General features: G+C 67.7%; 13 protein-coding genes. 11 read left to right on the top strand and 2 right to left on the bottom strand.

All coding sequences use genetic code 11. The annotated features are described in order from the left end of the window. Positions 1 to 65: 65 nt before the first annotated feature. The 7 genes from IEX33_RS11120 to IEX33_RS11090 all read left to right on the top strand — a co-directional run bounded on the left by IEX33_RS11120 (position 66) and on the right by IEX33_RS11090 (position 10,133). The gene (locus IEX33_RS11120) at positions 66 to 770 is read left to right on the top strand and encodes a hypothetical protein (RefSeq protein WP_188730188.1); all 705 of its coding nucleotides are present in this window, start codon (positions 66 to 68) and stop codon (positions 768 to 770) included. Then, the gene (locus tag IEX33_RS11115) at positions 767 to 5,212 is read left to right on the top strand and encodes an FtsK/SpoIIIE domain-containing protein (protein WP_188730186.1); all 4,446 of its coding nucleotides are present in this window, start codon (positions 767 to 769) and stop codon (positions 5,210 to 5,212) included. Before IEX33_RS11120 ends, IEX33_RS11115 begins: the two co-directional genes overlap by 4 nt. A gap of 452 nt (positions 5,213 to 5,664) precedes the next feature. Next, entirely contained in the window at positions 5,665 to 5,955 is a 291-nt protein-coding gene (locus tag IEX33_RS11110) for a hypothetical protein (RefSeq protein WP_188730184.1), read from the top strand. Positions 5,956 to 5,979: 24 nt separating this feature from the next. Next, entirely contained in the window at positions 5,980 to 8,328 is a 2,349-nt protein-coding gene (ligA, locus tag IEX33_RS11105; RefSeq protein ID WP_377089553.1) for an NAD-dependent DNA ligase LigA, read from the top strand. Then, positions 8,325 to 9,134 carry an inositol monophosphatase family protein gene (locus IEX33_RS11100; protein ID WP_188730181.1) on the top strand — a complete coding sequence of 270 codons (810 nt, stop codon included), beginning with the start codon at positions 8,325 to 8,327 and terminating at the stop codon, positions 9,132 to 9,134. The genes ligA and IEX33_RS11100 overlap by 4 nt, the downstream gene beginning before the upstream one ends. Before the next feature lie 64 nt (positions 9,135 to 9,198). After that, positions 9,199 to 9,702 (top strand): GNAT family N-acetyltransferase, encoded by a 504-nt coding sequence (locus IEX33_RS11095; RefSeq protein ID WP_188730179.1) that lies wholly within the window; start codon positions 9,199 to 9,201, stop codon positions 9,700 to 9,702. Between the two features lie 47 nt (positions 9,703 to 9,749). Continuing rightward, the gene (locus IEX33_RS11090; protein ID WP_188730177.1) at positions 9,750 to 10,133 is read left to right on the top strand and encodes a RidA family protein; all 384 of its coding nucleotides are present in this window, start codon (positions 9,750 to 9,752) and stop codon (positions 10,131 to 10,133) included. Positions 10,134 to 10,143: 10 nt separating this feature from the next. On the opposite strand, the gene IEX33_RS11085 is transcribed toward IEX33_RS11090, so the two are convergent. Both IEX33_RS11085 and IEX33_RS11080 read right to left on the bottom strand, forming a co-directional pair. Further along, entirely contained in the window at positions 10,144 to 10,806 is a 663-nt protein-coding gene (locus IEX33_RS11085; RefSeq protein ID WP_104185283.1) for a response regulator, read from the bottom strand. After that, positions 10,799 to 12,526, bottom strand: coding sequence for a sensor histidine kinase (locus IEX33_RS11080; protein WP_188730174.1), 1,728 nt, complete (start codon positions 12,524 to 12,526; stop codon positions 10,799 to 10,801). Before IEX33_RS11080 ends, IEX33_RS11085 begins: the two co-directional genes overlap by 8 nt. Before the next feature lie 151 nt (positions 12,527 to 12,677). On the opposite strand from IEX33_RS11080, the gene IEX33_RS11075 reads away from it, so the two are divergent. The 4 genes from IEX33_RS11075 to gatB all read left to right on the top strand — a co-directional run bounded on the left by IEX33_RS11075 (position 12,678) and on the right by gatB (position 17,742). Next, positions 12,678 to 14,213 carry a CitMHS family transporter gene (locus IEX33_RS11075; protein ID WP_377089626.1) on the top strand — a complete coding sequence of 512 codons (1,536 nt, stop codon included), beginning with the start codon at positions 12,678 to 12,680 and terminating at the stop codon, positions 14,211 to 14,213. Positions 14,214 to 14,359: 146 nt separating this feature from the next. After that, positions 14,360 to 14,656 carry an Asp-tRNA(Asn)/Glu-tRNA(Gln) amidotransferase subunit GatC gene (gene gatC, locus IEX33_RS11070; RefSeq protein ID WP_059319419.1) on the top strand — a complete coding sequence of 99 codons (297 nt, stop codon included), beginning with the start codon at positions 14,360 to 14,362 and terminating at the stop codon, positions 14,654 to 14,656. 3 nt (positions 14,657 to 14,659) lie between these two features. Next, entirely contained in the window at positions 14,660 to 16,234 is a 1,575-nt protein-coding gene (gene gatA, locus IEX33_RS11065) for an Asp-tRNA(Asn)/Glu-tRNA(Gln) amidotransferase subunit GatA (protein WP_188730170.1), read from the top strand. Further along, positions 16,234 to 17,742, top strand: coding sequence for an Asp-tRNA(Asn)/Glu-tRNA(Gln) amidotransferase subunit GatB (gene gatB, locus IEX33_RS11060; protein ID WP_188730168.1), 1,509 nt, complete (start codon positions 16,234 to 16,236; stop codon positions 17,740 to 17,742). Before gatA ends, gatB begins: the two co-directional genes overlap by 1 nt. Positions 17,743 to 17,804 lie beyond the last annotated feature (62 nt).

The raw sequence follows: 17,804 nt of genomic DNA, 5'->3' as shown, positions 1-17,804 counted from the left end.
GAACGGCAGGTTGTCCAACGAAAAGTTAGCCCGGTGAAATTTTGCCCAACGAGGAGGCACAGAAAATGGGGGATCTAGCAATAGATTTCTGTGGTGAGTGGTACGAGCCATCGGACGAAGACGTCTTCAACATCGGCCGCGAAGGCGACCTTGAAGTCGATGACAACCCCTACCTGCACCGGCAGTTCCTGCAGGTGGCCCGCTACGACGGGATCTGGTGGCTCAGCAACGTGGGCAGCATGCTCTCGGCCACGGTGGCGGATGCCTCCGGCGGAATGCAGGCCTGGCTGTCACCGGGCGCCCGGATCCCGCTGGTCTTCAGCCACACGAACATTATCTTCACCGCCGGTCCCACCACCTACGAGTTCGCGGTGCACCTGAAGACCCCGTCTTTCCGGCAGGAGTCACGCGAGGGCGACAGCAACGGTGACACCACCATCGGCCCGGTGGTGTTTACAGACTCCCAGAAAGCCCTCATCGTGGCGCTCGCCGAACCCATGCTCCGGCGGGAAGGAACCGGCTTCAGCGCCATTCCCTCCTCGGCCGCGGCCGCCAAGACCCTGGGCTGGGCCCTGACCCGCTTCAACCGGAAGCTGGACAACGTCTGCGACAAACTCGACCGCGTGGGGGTGGTGGGCCTGCGCGGGGGCGGCGGCAAACTAGCCACCAACCGCCGTGCCAGGCTGGTTGAGCACGCCGTGACGTCGCACCTGGTGACCCCTGAGGACCTGTACCTGCTGGAGAAGATGAGGGGCGTGGACGAAGGATGAGGATCCGCCTGACCCTTAGCCGGGATCCTGCCGAGTCCAAGGACCTGGCCGTCACAGTGGACGGCCTGGCCACCGTGGCCGATACCGCTGCCGTGCTCTGGGCCGCGGACCCGGGCCGCAAGGGCACCCCGGCCCCGGACAACCTCTCCCTGCGGATCGAGGAAGCCTTCGTGGGCGCGGGCCTGAGCGGAAACATGCTCACCCGGACCGACAACCTCCTGGAGTCCGGCCTGCGCCCCGGCTCCGTGGTGTCACTGGCACAGGTCAGCACGCAGTTCGACGTGCCCGGCGCCGGCCGCGGTCCCGCAGCGGCCACCCTCAGGGTTCTTTCGGGGCCCGACGCCGGCCGCGAGTTTTCGCTGCCCACCGGCACCAGCTACATCGGCCGGGACCGTGACGTGGACATCCGCCTCTCGGACCCCCTGACGTCCAAGCGGCACGCCCGGATCACGGTGGGCGACGGCGTGGAAATCGTGGACACCAACTCCGCCAACGGGCTCCTGATGGACGGGCTTCCGGTCACCCGGGCCACCCTCAATTCCTCGGACACGGTCACCTTGGGCGACACCACCGTGACCGTGGTGCCGCTGGGGCACAACCACGCGGCAGCCCCGACGTCGCCCATGGTCAGCTTCAACCGTTCACCCCGGGTGGTTCCCCGCTTCGAGGAGCCAAAGCGCGTGGTCCCGTCCGGGCCCAAACGGCCCGAGGACAACCCGTTCCCCTACATCATGATGATCACCCCGCTGCTGATGGGCGCCGTGATCTTCGCCGTGACCGGCAACCCGCTCTCGGTGCTGTTCATGCTGATGATGCCGTTGTTCGTCGTGGGCCATTACGTGGACCAGAAGATGCGGACCAGACGCCAGCAGAAGGAACAGCTCAAGCAGTTCCGCGCCTCCATGGCCGATTTCCGCCACGACCTCACCGAACTGCAGCAGGTGGAACGCGCCGTCCGCCTGCAGGAGGCACCGTCCGTCAGCGACACCGTTGACGCCATCTACAAACTGGGTCCGCTGCTGTGGACCCACCGTCCGGAACACCGCTGGTTCCTTGGCCTTCGGTTCGGCCTGGGCACCGCACCCTCGCGGGTCCTCCTTGAGGAACCGCAGAACAACGACACCGAAGTCCAGTACGCCCGGGAAATCCAGGACTGCCTGAAGCAGTTCCGCGACATTGAGGGCGTTCCCGTTGTCTCGCAGCTGCGGAGCTCCGGATCCCTGGGCATTGCCGGTGCCCGCGGCCTGGTGGATGACGTGGCCCGCGGCATGGTGCTGCAGCTCGTGGGGCTCCACTCGCCCGCGGAGGTGGTCCTCGCGGCCATCACGTCAGCCCAGTCCCGGGAACGGTGGAACTGGCTGCAGTGGCTTCCCCACGTGGGCTCGGGGCACAGCCCCCTCACCGGCGACCACCTGGCGGCCGGCTCAGCCGGCGGGGCATCGCTCCTGGCCCGGCTCGAGGACCTCCTTGACGCCCGGGAGGCGGCGGCCAAACGCACCGGCGCCGACCTCCGGCCGGAACTGGACCCCGCCAAGCAGGAGGTGCCGGAACCGGTGCTTCCGGCCGTGCTGGTCATCGTGGAGGACGACGCCCCGGTGGACCGAGGCCGCCTCACCCGGCTCGCAGAGCGCGGCCCCGACTCCGGCGTCCACGTGATCTGGGTGGCCACCGACATCCAGTCGCTTCCCGCAGCCTGCCGCGACTTCATGGTGGTGGACGGCGACCATGGCACCACCACGGGGCAGGTCCGCCTGGGCAGGCACACGTACCCGGTCAGCTGCGAAAGCGTTGACGCGGAGCTGGCCGCCCAGCTGGCCCGGATGCTGGCGCCCGTCATGGATGTGGGCAAACCTGTGAACGACGACTCCGACCTTCCGCGGGCCGTGTCCTATGCCACCCTGATCGGCAAGGACTTCCTGGACAACCCCCAGTCCGTCGCCGAACGCTGGACGGAAAACAACTCAGTGCACGCGAGCGCCGTGGCCAACCGCAAGGACAACGGCACCCTGCGTGCCCTGGTGGGCTCCAAAGGCATCGAACCGCTGTACCTTGACCTGAAGAACGAGGGGCCGCACGCCCTGGTGGGCGGCACCACGGGCGCAGGCAAATCCGAATTCCTGCAATCCTGGGTAATGGGAATGGCCGCCGCCTACAGCCCGGACCGGGTCAGCTTCCTGTTCGTGGACTACAAGGGCGGGGCCGCCTTCGCCGACTGCATCAACCTGCCCCATACCGTGGGCCTGGTGACAGACCTTTCGCCGCACCTGGTCCGGCGGGCCCTGACCTCGCTGCGCGCCGAACTCCACTACCGCGAGCACCTGCTGAACCGGAAGAAGGCCAAGGACCTGCTGGCACTGCAGCGCGAGGCCGACCCGGACGCGCCGCCCTACCTGGTGATCGTCGTCGACGAGTTTGCCGCGCTGGCCAGCGAGGTGCCTGAATTCGTGGACGGTGTTGTGGACGTGGCAGCCCGCGGACGGTCCCTGGGGCTGCACCTCATCCTGGCCACCCAGCGCCCGGCAGGCGTTATCAAGGACAGCCTGCGCGCCAACACCAACCTGCGGGTGGCCCTGCGGATGGCTGATGAGGATGACGCCACGGACATCCTGGGCGTGCCGGACGCCGCGTACTTTGATCCCTCCATCCCCGGCCGCGGCGCCGCGAAGACGGGCCCCGGCCGGATCCAGGGCTTCCAGACCGGCTACGCGGGCGGCTGGACCACGGAGAAGCCGCAGCGGCCGCAGATCGACGTTGTCGAGATGGCCTTCGGCTCGGGGCCCAGCTGGGAAGCACCGGCACCGGAGAAACCCGAGGCAGCAGAGCCCACAGGCCCCAACGACATCGCACGGATGACCGCAACCATCGTCCGGGCCGCCGACACGCTGTCCATCCATGCCCCGCGCAAGCCCTGGCTGGACGAACTGGCCAAGACCTACGACTTTTCCAGGCTGCCCAACCCCCGCACGGACGAACAGCTCCTCCTCGGCGTTGCCGACGACCCCGCCCGCCAGTCCCAGCCCACCGTGTTCTACGAACCGGACAAGGACGGGAACATGGCCATCTACGGCACCGGCGGGTCAGGAAAGTCCGCAGCGCTGCGCGGCATCGCCATTGCCGCGGCCATCACACCGCGCGGAGGGCCGGTGCATGTCTACGGCATCGACTGCGGCTCCTCCGGGCTGAGGATGCTGGAAGAGCTTCCCCACGTGGGCGGCATCATCAACGGCGACGACGTGGAACGCGTCGGGCGCCTGCTGCGCCTGCTGAGGGACATCGCGGAGCAGCGCTCCGCCCGGTACGCGGAAGTCCGCGCCGCCACCATCGTCGAGTACCGCAAGCTGGCCAACAGGCCCGACGAAAAGCGCATCTTCGTGCTGGTGGACGGCATGTCCGCGTTCCGTGAGGCCTACGAACACAGCAGGCTGTCCGCCCTGTGGGACATCTTCCTCCAGTTGGCCACTGACGGCCGCGCCGTCGGCATCCACCTGGTGGTCACCGGTGACAGGCCGAACGCCGTGCCCGCGTCACTGCTCGCTTCCATCCAGCGCCGCCTGGTCCTGCGGCTGTCCTCCGAGGACGACTACATTTCCCTGGACGTGCCCCGGGACGTCCTCAACGCCGCCTCACCTCCCGGACGCGGACTCCTGGACGGGCTCGAAGTCCAGCTGGCAGTCCTCGGCGGGAACTCCAACCTGGCGCTGCAGGCCCGCGAGGTCCACAAGCTCAGTGAAGCCATGCAGCGACAGGGGCTGGACGCCGCCCCTGTCATCGAGAGGCTTCCGGAACAGGTGGACCTGGAGGTCCTGCCCGCCGGCAGCCAGGGCCTTCCGGTCATTGGCGTTGACGACGAAACCCTGCAGCCCGCCGAGATCCTGGCCAGGGGACCGCTGCTCCTTGCCGGCCCCCCGGGTGCAGGCCGCACCGTCGCCCTGGTGACACTCGCCTATGCCCTGCGCCGGTCCAGCCCGGACACGGAGCTGGTCTACGTAGGATCCCGGCGCTCCGCCGTCGCGTCCCTGCCCATCTGGAACCGGTCCATCGTGGGCGCGGACGACCTCGCCGAGGTGGTGGAGGACCTGGTTGAACACTCCTCCGGGAATCCCGGGGCCCTGGGCATCTTCATCGAAGGCCTCACAGAGTTCACCGACACCCTGGCGGAATCGGGAGTGGCCCAACTGGTGACGGCATCCATCAAGGCTGACCAGTGGGTGGTGGGGGAATCCGAAACCTCCACCTGGTCCTCGGCCTGGTCCCTTGCCCAGCCGTTCAAATCCGGCCGGCGCGGGCTGCTGCTGAATCCCGGCGACATCGAAGGCGAGAGCCTGCTGAACACCTCGCTGGGCCGTGTCAGCCCGGACTTCATCCCGGGCCGCGGCTACGTGGTGGGCCGCGGCAAGGCCCGGAAAATCCAGGTGGCGCTGCCCCCTGAAAACAGGGTCTGACGCATCGCGCGCATGGAGGGCCGCAGGTCCGGTGGATTTGCGGCCCTCCGTCGAGGTATAGAAAACTACCGGGGACACCAGAAAGCCGCAGTGGGGGGACTGCGCGCATCGAAAGGTAGCGAATGTCCCCGTCCTTACCAGCACTCCGCGCTGTCCCGGCGACGGCGTCGGCCGCCGTCCTGGCGCTCGCAGTAAGCCTGTCCGCGGCCGGGGCCGCAGCGGCGGAAACTCCGGACCCCACGGCAACCAGCGCTGCCCCGCCGGATCCCTCGGAATGCCAGGTTCTTTGCCTGCCAATATTGGGGGAAGCCCGGAAACCGACGGACACCGACCCGCCCCGAAAGGCAAAGGAACCCGCAGAACCACCCGCTCCGCGCCCGGAGCCAACGCCTGCACCGACGGTCCCACCAGGGACTGATCCTGCCGCGGCCAGCAGCCCTGGTCCAGCAGCCATGCCCGCGGCACCTGCCCCCACGGAGGACTCGCCTGGCGGATCCGCCACCCCGGAAGCCACGCATACGGAACCCGGCACCACGTCCTCAGCCACTGCCTCCACCGAATCGAACTGGACCAAACCCGTCACCAGGCCGGCCAGGCCAACCCAGGCCGCGGCCGTTGCCCCCGCCGGCGGTCCGGGACCGGAAGGGCCGGACCCCCTGACCATCACGGCCGGCGTCCTGCTGGTGGGAACCGCCGGGCTGGCTTTCGCCTGGTGGGGCAGGAGCCGGTTCCGGGCACACTGACGGGCGGTGAGGCAAGATAGGTCTGTGACTACAGGACCAGGCCCCGCAGAAAAGACCGCCTCGATGTCTCCGCACCGGACTCCCGGTGCCGGAACAACCACCGGCGGGACACCAAAGGAAGCTGAGGCCGTCCCCACCGAATCCGTCCGTGAGGAATACGAGAACCTGGTGGACCTGGTCAGGAAGTACCGGTTCGCGTATTACCAGGAAGATGCGCCGCTGGTCTCCGATGCCGAATTCGATGACCTCTTCCGGCGCCTGGAGGAGATCGAGGCGCTCCACCCCGAACTGGTGGCGAACGACTCGCCAACCCAGGAGGTGGGCGGGGAAGTCTCCGCCGCGTTCAAGCCCGTGGAGCACCTGCAGCGGATGTACAGCCTCGAGGATGTTTTTTCCCTTGACGAACTGGAGGCCTGGCTCGCCAAGGCCGAGGCCGGCATCGGCAAGCTCGGCGACGGCACCCCTGCCGCGGCCTGGCTGACGGAGCTCAAGATCGACGGCCTGGCCGTCAACCTCCTGTACCGTGACGGGAAGCTGGTCCGCGCAGCCACCCGCGGGGACGGCACCACCGGTGAAGACATCACGCACAACGTCCTCACCATCAAGGAAATTCCGCAGCAGCTCCAAGGCGGGGATTTTCCGGCCGAGATGGAAATCCGCGGGGAAGTCTTTATCCCGTCCAAGGCTTTCGCCGAATTCAATGAAGCACTGATTGAAGCCGGCAAGGCGCCCCTGGCCAACCCCCGCAACGCTGCAGCCGGCTCGCTCCGCCAGAAGGACCCCGCTGAAACGGCCAAGCGCCCGCTCAAGATGTTCGTCCACGGCATCGGCGCCCGCGAAGGGCTGCAGGCGCGCAGCCAGTCCGAGACCTACGCCCTGCTGAAGGAATGGGGCCTCCCTGTCAGCCCCTACTCCGAGGTGCTCAAAAGCGTCGGAGAAGTCCTGGACTTCATCAAGCGCTACGGGGACCAGCGCCACAAGCTGCTGCATGAGATCGACGGCATCGTCATCAAGGTGGACGACTTCGCCACCCAGCGGGCACTTGGCTACACCACCAGGGTCCCGCGCTGGGCGGTGGCCTACAAATATCCGCCCGAGGAAGTGCACACCAAGCTGCTCGACATCCTGGTGAACGTGGGCCGCACCGGCCGCGTGACGCCCTTCGGCATGATGGAACCGGTCAAGGTAGCAGGTTCAACCGTGGAAATGGCCACCCTGCACAACCAGGACGTGGTCAAGGCCAAGGGCGTGAAGATCGGCGACATCGTGGTCCTGCGCAAGGCGGGCGACGTGATTCCCGAGATCGTGGGCCCGGTCCTTGCCCTCCGCGACCAGCAGGACCCGCCGGTGCGGGATTTTGTGATGCCCACCGAATGCCCCTCCTGCGGTACACCGCTGGCTCCGGCCAAGGAGGGCGACGTGGACATCCGCTGCCCTAATGCGAAGTCCTGCCCGTCCCAGCTGCGCGAGCGCGTGTTCCACCTGGCCGGCCGGGGAGCCTTCGACATCGAGGCCCTCGGCTGGGAAGCCGCCATTGCGCTGACCCAGCCGGCCGAGCCGGAAGTTCCACCGCTCACCTCCGAAGCCGCGCTGTTCGACCTCACCCGCGAGGACCTGGCCGGCGTCCGCATCCGGCGGGAGAAGCGGTCCAAAGGCGTCCCGACGGGCGAATACGAGCTGGTGCCCTACTTCTACAGCAAGGGCACGGCCAAGTCACCGTCCAAGCCCACGGCCACCACGGAAAAACTCTTCAAGGAACTGGAGAAGGCCAAGGCCCAGCCGCTTTGGCGGGTGCTGGTTGCGCTGTCCATCCGGCACGTGGGCCCGCGGGCATCCCGTGCTCTGGCAACCGCCTTCAGCACCATGGACGCCATCCGCCAGGCGTCGGAGGAGGACCTGGCGCATGTCGACGGCGTAGGCCCCACCATCGCTGCGGCACTGAAGGAATGGTTCGCGGAGGACTGGCACCAGGAGATCGTGGACCGCTGGGCGGCCGCGGGGGTCCGGATGGCGGACGAACGCGACGACTCCATGCCCCGCACGCTCGAAGGACTGACGGTGGTCGTCACCGGCTCGCTGCCGAACTTCAGCCGGGATGAGGCCAAGGAAGCCATCCTGGTCCGTGGCGGCAAGGCGGCCGGTTCCGTCTCCAAGAACACCAGCTACCTGGTGGCCGGTGAAAGCGCCGGTACCAAGCTGGACAAGGCCGAGCAGCTGGGTGTCCCCGTGCTGGACGAGGACGGTTTCCGCAAGCTCCTGGCCGGCGGGCCGGCAGCACTGGAGGGCGGGGCTGAACTGGAGGTTGGGGCTGAAGTAGAGGGGCCTGAGCCTGCGGCCCCGGCAGAACACACTGACGCGGAGGTAACGGCATGACCAGTCCTACAGACCTGCTGGAGGTGGCCAAGGCTGCAGCGGCGGCGGGAGCCGCGGTGCTGGCCGGCCGCAACGCAGAGGCCCTGCAGGCCAGCAACAAGGGCGACGCCGGCGACTGGGTCACGGCGTTCGACGTCGCGGCCGAGCACGCCGTCCGGGACGTCATCACAGCGGCCCGCCCGGGGGACGCCATCACCGGCGAGGAACACGGCACCACCAGGCCGGCCGAACCCACCGGCTACCGCTGGTCCATCGACCCGCTGGACGGCACCACCAACTTCATCCGCAACATCGTCTACTACGCCACCTCCGTGGCAGTCGCCGATGCCGACGGCGCCTGGCTGGCCGGCGTCGTCAATGCCCCTGCGCTGGGCCGCGTCTACTACGCCGCACGCGGCGAGGGCGCCTGGCTGGAGGAAGCGGGGAGGGTGACCCGGCTGGAGGGTCCCGTCCCGGGCCGGAAGGGCCAGATCCTGGCCACCGGGTTCAGCTACGATCCGGGGGTCCGGGCCGAGCAGGCCGTTTTCCTGGCCGGACTGATGGACGGCTTCGCCGATGTCCGGCGCCTGGGATCCGCCGCCCTGGACCTGTGCCTCGTGGCCGACGGGACCCACGATGCGTACGGAGAGCGTGGCCTCAACGAGCACGATTTCTCGGCAGGTGCGCTCATTGCAGAGGAAGCCGGCTGCTGGGTTCGGCGGCCGCGCCTGGCCAGCCCGCTGGAGGGCGGGCCTATGGACGCCGACCGCCTGGAGGCCTGGACCTGCGCCGGCGGCCTGGAGCTTTCGGGCAAATTTCCGCTCTGATAGTTCGCTCACGAAAAGCGCAGGTTTGCCAGGTGCTACCGGCCAGTACCACTACCATTGACGGGTGCAGCCGCAGATAACAGTCCGTCCCGCCGTCGAAGCAGATTACGACGCCGTTGCCCGCATTACGCGTGATTCCTACCTCGCCGCGGGCTACTTCGAGGACGCCGACCACCCCTACATGCGCAAAGTCCAGGACGTGGCGCTGCGGGCCGGACACGCCACCATCTGGGTGGCCGAACGGGACGGCCAGGTTGTCGGTTCGGTGACACTGGCGCGGGCAGGGGAGCCGTACGCGGACATCGCCCTTGAAGACGAGCTCGAGTTCCGCATGCTGGTGGTGGACCCGGTGGTCCAGCGCAGCGGCGCGGGCAGGGTCATGGTGGACGCCATCCTGGAGTATGCCAGGCAGCTGGACGGCATCAAGGCTGTGGCCCTCACCACCGGACAGACCTGGGAAAGCGCCCATGGCCTCTACCGCAAGACGGGCTTCCGCCGGGTGCCCGAACGTGACTGGCTGGTCCCCGGAACTGACATAAAACTGCTGGTTTACCGCCTCGACGTGTAGCAGCCCTACAGTGGTGCCGAACCCCCTCCAGCACTGAAAGGCCCACCATGCGCAAAACCTTCGGCACCGGCTCCGTCTGGGAACAGACCCTCGGCTACTCACGGGCCGTCCAGGTGGACAACACCCTCTACATCTCCGCCACCGCGGCCAGCGGCGAGGACGGAATCGTCGGGGACGATTTCTACACCCAGACCCAGTACATCCTGCAGAAACTCGGCACAGTCCTCGCTGACGCCGGCTTCGGTTTCGAGGACGTCGTCCAGTCCAAGCTCTACCTCACGGACATCAGCAAGTGGGAAGACGCAGGCCGGGCCCACGGCGAGGTCTTCGGCGACATCCGCCCCACCCTGTCACTGGTGCACGTCCTGCCGTTCCTGGACCCCAAGATGCTCGTGGAGATCGAGCTCGTGGCGCAGAAGGGCAGCAACTAGGAGCACCGGCTCACGTGGCGGGGAGGCCGTAGCGGTGCTCCGGCCTCCCCGTCGTTCCGTACCGCAGCTGGATGTCCACGGCGCCGTCGTCCGCCAGGGAGGACAGGTACCGCTGCGCGGTGGCGCGCGAAACCCCCACCCGCCCGGCCACTTCGGCGGCCGAGTACTGCTCGCCGGGTACCAGGGATTCCAGCACTGCCGCCTCGGTGGCCGAGCGGGGTTTTGACGACGGCGTGACGTCGCCCGGGATCAGGGCGCGCTTGGCGCGCTCCACCGCCTCCTGGTCCAGAGCCCCGGGCTGCGCCAGCAGGCGGCGGTACCGGGCATACGAGCGCAGCTGCTGGGAGAGGGCTTCCGACGTAAAAGGCTTCAGGAGGTAGCCCAGCGCGCCGCGGCGGAAGGCCACCCGGACGGAAACGGCATCGGAGGCTGCTGTCAGCATGATGGTGTCCACGTCCAGCTGCTGGAGCAGGTCCAGTCCGGACGCGTCCGGCAGGTAGACGTCAAGCAGCACCAGGTCCGGCCTCAGGCTGTGGATGGACTGCAGCGCCAGCGACGCGGTGCCCACTGGTGCCAGCGCCATGAATCCCGCCACGGAATCCACGTAGGCGGCGTGGAGCTTGGCCACGTGGAAGTCGTCGTCCACGATCAGCACCCGAAAATCTTCAGGCATGGGTATCCTTTCCGGCTGTCCCTGTGCTTGTCCTGCCCGCCGTCCCTGCCGTGGTCCCCGGCAGGGTGGCCATGAATACTGCGCCTGGTCCGCCCGGACTGCCAGGCTCCAGGACTCTGACGTCCCCGCCGCGCCGCCGGGCCAGCTGGCGCGCCAGGGCCAGCCCAAACCCCTGGCCGCCGCTGCCGTTCCGGGCCAGCGGTCCGGACGCCGTGCTGAAGCCTTCCGCGAAGATCGCCTCCGGGTCCGTTCCCTCTGCCAGCCCGTCACCCGAGTCGGCGACGACGATGTGCAGCGTGCCGCCGTCGTCGTCCGGCTCGTCCAGCACCTCCAGCTCCACCCAGCGGTCCGTGGCGGAGCCTGCCACCGCGGCGTTGACCGCGTTGTCGATCAGGTTGCCGAGCACGGTGGTGACGTCCTGGGCCTCCGCCACCTGCCCGCGGACCAGGGTCTCGGGGCCGATCCGCAGGGCCACCCCGCGCTCGTCCGCCTCGACGCCCTTCGCACCCACAAAGGCCTGCAGGTACGGGTCCTGGAGCAGCTCGGCCTGGTCCACCGGGAATTTCAGCGGCCCGGTGGCTGCCAGCCGTGCCAGGTACTCCCGGGCCTGCTGGTGCTGGCCGATGCTCATGAACCCGGCTATGGTGTGCAGCTGGTTGGCGAACTCGTGGCGCTGGGCCCGCAGCGCCGTGGACATGGTTCCGACAGCATCCAGCTGCCGGGTGAGCTGCTGGAGTTCCGTGCGGTCCCGGAGCATCACCACCCAGCCGAGGTCCTCGCGCCGGTGCAGGGCCTTGCGGGCGTTGGCCACCAGCACCCGCCCGCCGGCCACCAGCTCAAGCGCCTCGGGGCTATTGGAGCCTGCACGGGTGAGGGACTTCACCTGGTCCGGTACCGGAGCATCCTCCCAGCGGCTGCCGGCCAGGTCCGGCAGTTCCAGCAGCCGTTGGGCGGCTGCGTTGAACACGGTGATCCGCCCGTCGGCGGAGACGCCAACCACGCCATCGTCCACGCCCTGGAGGACCGCCACCTGGTCGTGGACCAGCGTGCTGATCTCCTCAGGTTCCAGCCCCAGGGTGACCCGCGTCAGCCGGCGGCGCAGCAGGAACGAACCCAGCACGCCCGCCAGCAGCGCGCCGGCTGCGGTGAGGGCAACGGGGCCGATATCCCGCGCCACGCTCTGGCCCACCGTTTCCATGGAGTAGCCCACGCTGACCTCGCCCACCACGGTGGTGCTGTCCGGCGCATAGACGGGAACCTTCGCCCCGGCAGAGGGCCCCAGTGTTCCCGTGTTCCGGGTGGTGACCTCCCGGCCGGCCAGGGCCTCGGAGGGGTCGGTGCTGACCTTTTCGCCCAGGCGCTCCGGGTCCGGGTGGGCAAGCCGCAGTCCGGTCTCGTCGGTGATCACCACGAACAGGGCGCCGGTCCGGGTCCGTGCCGCTTCGGCCGCTTCCATCAGCGGCCCCGCCGCGAGCTCGGCGGGCGGGGGAGTGCCGGGCTGCTGGCTGATCGCCAGCACGTCAGCCCGCACCGAGGCGTCCGAGGCCACGGTCCGCGCCAGCGTCAGGGCCTGGTTCTCAGCCTCGCTGCCAACCCTGCCGTAGGTGAGCCAGGCGTGCACTGCGGCGCTGAACAGGACAACCAGCAGCACCACGGACAACTGGAGCAGGAGGGTCTGGGTGGAGAACCGCAACGGCCGGCGGGGCACGGAACGCTGCATGATCCTCCTTGATTAGGGCGGGCAACCGTGGACACCAGCAGCCGTGAGCACAATGAGCAAAATGCTCCCAATAAGCAGTATGCCAATCAATTGAGCCAAAGGCACGGCCGTGACGGCCGCCACCCTACAGTCTGTAGCACGCGTCACACCGCTGTGCCGCTGTTCACATAGTAAGGAGCCGGCCGTGCTGGTATTACTTGGATTCGCAATGATCGCGGTATTCATGGTGCTGATCATGACGAAGAAGTTGACGCCAGTGCTGGCGTTGATCATCGTCCCCACCGTTTTTGGCCTCTTCGCCGGTGCAGGCCTTGGCATTGGCGACATGGTCATGGAGTCCATGAAGTCCATGACCTCAACCGCAGCCCTGCTGATGTTTGCCATCATCTACTTCGGCCTGATGATCGACGTCGGGCTGTTCGACCCCCTGGTCCGGTTCATCCTCCGCAAGCTCGGCAACGACCCCGCCAAGGTGGTCCTGGGAACCGCCGTCCTCGCAGCTGCCGTATCCCTCGACGGTGACGGCTCCACCACCTTCATCCTCACCACGGCGGCCATGCTGCCCATCTACCTCCGGCTGAAGATGAGCCCCGTGGTCCTCACCTGCGTGGCCGGACTGGCCAACGGCACCATGAACATCGTGCCGTGGGGCGGCCCCACCGCCCGCGCCGCCAGCGCCCTGAACATCGACGTCAACGACGTCTTCGTCCCAATGATCCCGTCCCTCCTGGCCGGCATCGTCGTCGTCTTCGCCTTCGCCTGGCTGCTCGGCCTGCAGGAGCGCAACCGCCTCCGGGCAACCCAGCCGGAGATCTGGGCAGTGCCGTCCACGGCAGAGCCCTTTACCGCTGAGGCGTTCGACGGCGGCACGCACCCTTCCGGTGGTGCCAGTGGTTCAGGCGCCGGCCGCGGACCCAAGGCGACCAACCCCGGCGGAGCAGCCCCCGCCGTCGGCGGCGTCTCCACGGACGGCTCATCCGTTGCCGTCCTGGAACGCACCGAGGACTTGGTGGACGAACACGACAGCGCCATGGCGGACACCGCCCTGGACCCCAACCGCAGCACCCTGCGTCCCAAGCTGCAGTGGTTCAACCTGGGCCTCACGGTCGCCGTCATGGGTATGCTCATCGCGGACCTCGTGCCACTGCCGTACGTCTTCATGGTGGGTTCCGCCATCGCCCTGCTGGTCAATTTCCCCAAGGTCAAGGACCAGGCCGCGCAGATCGTGGCCCACGCACCGTCTGTTGTCGCCGTCGTCAGCATGGTCATGGCCGCCGCAGTCCTGACCGGCGTCCTGACCGGCACCGGCATGGTGGAAGCCATGTCAGCGTGGCTGGTGCAGATCATCCCCTCCAGCATGGGCCCGCTCATGGCCGTCATCACCGGTGTCCTGAGCATCCCCATGACGTTCTTCATGAGCAACGACGCCTTCTACTTCGGTGTGCTGCCCGTCCTGAGCGAGACGGCCGGCCACTACGGAATCAGCGCCGCCGAGATGGCCCGCGCCTCCATCACCGGCCAGCCGTTCCACATGCAGAGCCCGCTGGTTCCCGCCATCCTGCTGCTGGTTTCGCTGGCCAAGGTTGACCTGGGCGACCACCACAAGAAGGTCCTCTGGCGCAGTGCCGTGGTGTCCCTGGTCATGCTGGGAATCGGCATGCTGACCGGAGCCATCGGAATCGGTTAGTCTATAGCTGCCGTGCTGCCGCCACACGTTGGCGGAACCCGGCATCAAGGTGCCCGTCTGACGCCCGCTGGGGGATGTCAGACGGGCATCATTGTTTCCCCACTAGAATGGATCGGAAATCAATTCGAACTTTGCAGGGGAGATCCATGGCTGCGATCAACCGTGACGACGTCGCGCATCTCGCGCGGCTCGCTCACATTGAGATGAGTGACCAAGAGCTGGACAGGATGGCCGGAGAACTCGCCGTCATCGTTGATTCGGTCAAATCCGTCAGTCAGGCCGCCGGGGACGACGTCCCGGCCACCTCACACCCCATTCCGCTGAGCAACGTGTTCCGCGAAGACGTTGTGGGCCACACCTTCACCGCGGAACAGGCGCTCTCCGGCGCACCGGACTCCGACGACAACCGTTTCAAGGTCCCGGCAATCCTGGATGAGGCATAACCCATGACTGACACCAACACACTGATCCGCCTCTCAGCCTCACGGCTCGCGGAAAAGCTGGCAGCTGGCGAGGTGACCTCCGTCGAGGTCACCCAGGCCTACCTGGACCGGATCGCGGAGGTTGACGGCGGTGAACGCGGCGTCCACGCCTTCCTGCACGTCAACGCCGAAGAGGCGCTGGCCGTCGCCGCCGAGGTGGACGCCATCCGCGCCGCCGGCGGAGCGGAAGCTGAGGCACTGCATGTCCTGGCCGGCGTCCCCATCGCCGTCAAGGACCTCATTGTCACGGTGGGCCAGCCCACCACGGCAGGCTCCAAAATCCTCGAGGGCTGGCACAGCCCCTACGACGCCACTGTGGTGGAACGCCTCCGCGCCGCGAAGATGCCCATCCTGGGCAAGACCAACCTGGACGAGTTCGCCATGGGCTCCTCCACTGAACATTCCGCCTACGGGCCCACTCGCAATCCCTGGGACCTGGACCGGATCCCGGGCGGCTCCGGCGGTGGCTCCGCTGCCGCCGTCGCGGCTTTCGAAGCACCTCTCGCCCTGGGTACGGACACCGGCGGGTCCATCCGCCAGCCCGGCGCCGTCACCGGCACGGTGGGCGTGAAGCCCACGTACGGCAGCGTGTCCCGGTACGGCGCCATCGCCATGGCGTCCTCGCTGGACCAGATCGGCCCCGTGTCCCGGACCGTCCTGGACTCCGCGCTCCTGCACCAGGTCATCGGGGGGCACGATCCCCGCGACTCCACTTCGCTCCCGGACCCGCTGGCCGACCTCGTGGCCGCAGCGAAAACCGGCAACGTTGAGGGCATGCGGATCGGCATCATCAAGGAGCTGCACGGCGAGGGCTACCAGGCCGGCGTCGAAAACCGCTTCAATGACTCCCTGGAGCTCCTCAAGGAAGCCGGCGCCGAAATCGTTGAGGTTTCCTGCCCCAACTTCCAGTACGCCCTGGGCGCCTACTACCTGATCATGCCCTCCGAGGCCTCCTCCAACCTCGCCAAGTTCGACGGCGTCCGGTACGGCCTGCGCGTCCTCCCCGAAGACGGTCCCATGACCATCGAACGCGTCATGGGTGCTACCCGTGCCGCCGGCTTCGGTGACGAGGTGAAGCGCCGCATCATCCTGGGCACCTACGCGCTGAGCGCCGGCTACTACGACGCCTACTACGGTTCGGCCCAGAAGGTCCGCACCCTGGTGCAGCGCGACTTCGATGCCGCCTTCACCGTGGCGGACGTGCTGATTTCGCCCACCGCCCCCACCACGGCCTTCCGCCTCGGTGAAAAGCTGGACGATCCGTTGGCCATGTACCTCAACGACGTCGCCACCATTCCGGCCAACCTGGCAGGTGTGCCGGGCCTGTCCCTGCCGGGCGGCCTGGCGGACGAGGATGGACTCCCCGTGGGCATCCAGCTGCTGGCACCGGCCCGCGAGGACGCCCGCCTTTACCGCGTGGGCGCCGTGCTCGAATCGCTGCTGGAGGCCAAGTGGGGCGGACCGCTGCTGGCGCAGGCGCCCGAGCTTGCCGCCGCCGGGCCCGTCGAAACCCTTGTTGGAAGCCAGGAGGCAAAGTAATGAACACAGAGGCAATCCTGAGCTTCGAAGAAGCCATGGAGAAGTACGATCCTGTCCTGGGGTTCGAGGTCCACGTGGAACTCAACACCAAGACCAAGATGTTCTCCTCCGCGCCCAACGTCTTCGGCGACGAGCCCAACACCAACGTCAACGAGGTGGACCTCGGCATGCCCGGCGTACTGCCCGTGGTGAACAAAACCGCGGTGGAGTCCTCCATCAAGATCGGCCTGGCGCTCAACTGCAAGATCGCCGAGAGCTGCCGGTTTGCCCGGAAGAACTACTTCTACCCGGACACTCCCAAGAACTTCCAGACCTCCCAGTACGACGAACCCATCGCATACGACGGCTACCTGGACATCGAACTCTCCGACGGCACCGTGTTCCGGGTGGAGATCGAGCGCGCCCACATGGAGGAGGACGCTGGAAAGCTGACCCACATGGGCGGCGCCACCGGCCGCATCCACGGCGCCGACTTCTCCCTGGTGGACTACAACCGCGCCGGCGTCCCGCTGGTGGAAATCGTCACCAAGCCCATTGAGGGGGCAGGCTCCCGGGCACCCGAGCTGGCCAAGGCCTACGTGGCTGCGGTCCGGGAGATCGTGAAGAACCTGGGTGTTTCGGACGCCAAGATGGAACGCGGCAACGTTCGCTGCGACGCGAACGTGTCGCTGCGCCCGCACGGCCGCGAAAGGTTCGGCATCCGGTCCGAAACCAAGAACGTGAACTCGCTGCGCGCCGTCGAACACGCCGTCCGCTACGAGATCCAGCGCCACGCCGCCGTCCTGGACGCCGGCAACCCGGTGGTCCAGGAAACCCGCCACTGGCATGAGGACACCCGCACCACCACGTCCGGCCGGCCCAAGTCCGACGCCGACGACTACCGCTATTTCCCGGAGCCGGACCTGGTTCCCGTGGTGGCGTCGCGTGAATGGGTTGAGGAGCTGCGTGCCACCCTGCCCGAGCCGCCGGCCGCCCGCCGGAAGCGCCTGCAGGCTGACTGGGGCTACTCGGACCTCGAGTTCCGCGATGTGGTGAACGCCGGCGTCATGGACGAGATCGAGGAGACCATTGCTGCCGGGGCCTCGGCCTCCGTGGCCCGCAAATGGTGGATGGGCGAGATCGTGGGGCGTGCCAAGAACGCCGATGTCGATCCCGGCCAGCTCGGCGTCCAGCCCGCCACCATCGTGGAGCTCGCACGCATGGTGGAAGAGGGCAAGATCAACAACAAGATGGCCACGGAGGTCCTGGACGGCGTCCTGGCCGGCGAGGGTACCCCCGCGGACATCGTGGAGAAGCGCGGCCTGGCCGTGGTCTCCGACGACGGGCCCCTGCTTGAAGCCATCGATGCCGCGCTGGCTGCCCAGCCCGGCGTCGCGGACAAGATCCGCGGCGGCAAGGTCCAGGCCGTCGGCGCCATCGTGGGCGGAGTCATGAAGGCCACCCGCGGCCAGGCCGACGCCGCCCGTGTCCGGGAGCTGATCCTGGAGAAGCTGGGCGTCACCGCCTAGGAGACTGCTGAAATATCCGCTGGTTTAGGCGCGTCGGCTGGACTGGTGAGGCTGGTGATTAA

Source organism: Pseudarthrobacter scleromae, from assembly GCF_014644515.1.
GTDB classification, from domain to species: Bacteria; Actinomycetota; Actinomycetes; order Actinomycetales; family Micrococcaceae; genus Arthrobacter; species Arthrobacter scleromae.
Note: the sequence above shows the minus strand (reverse complement) of the source record. Positions and strands in the feature narration are given on the sequence as shown.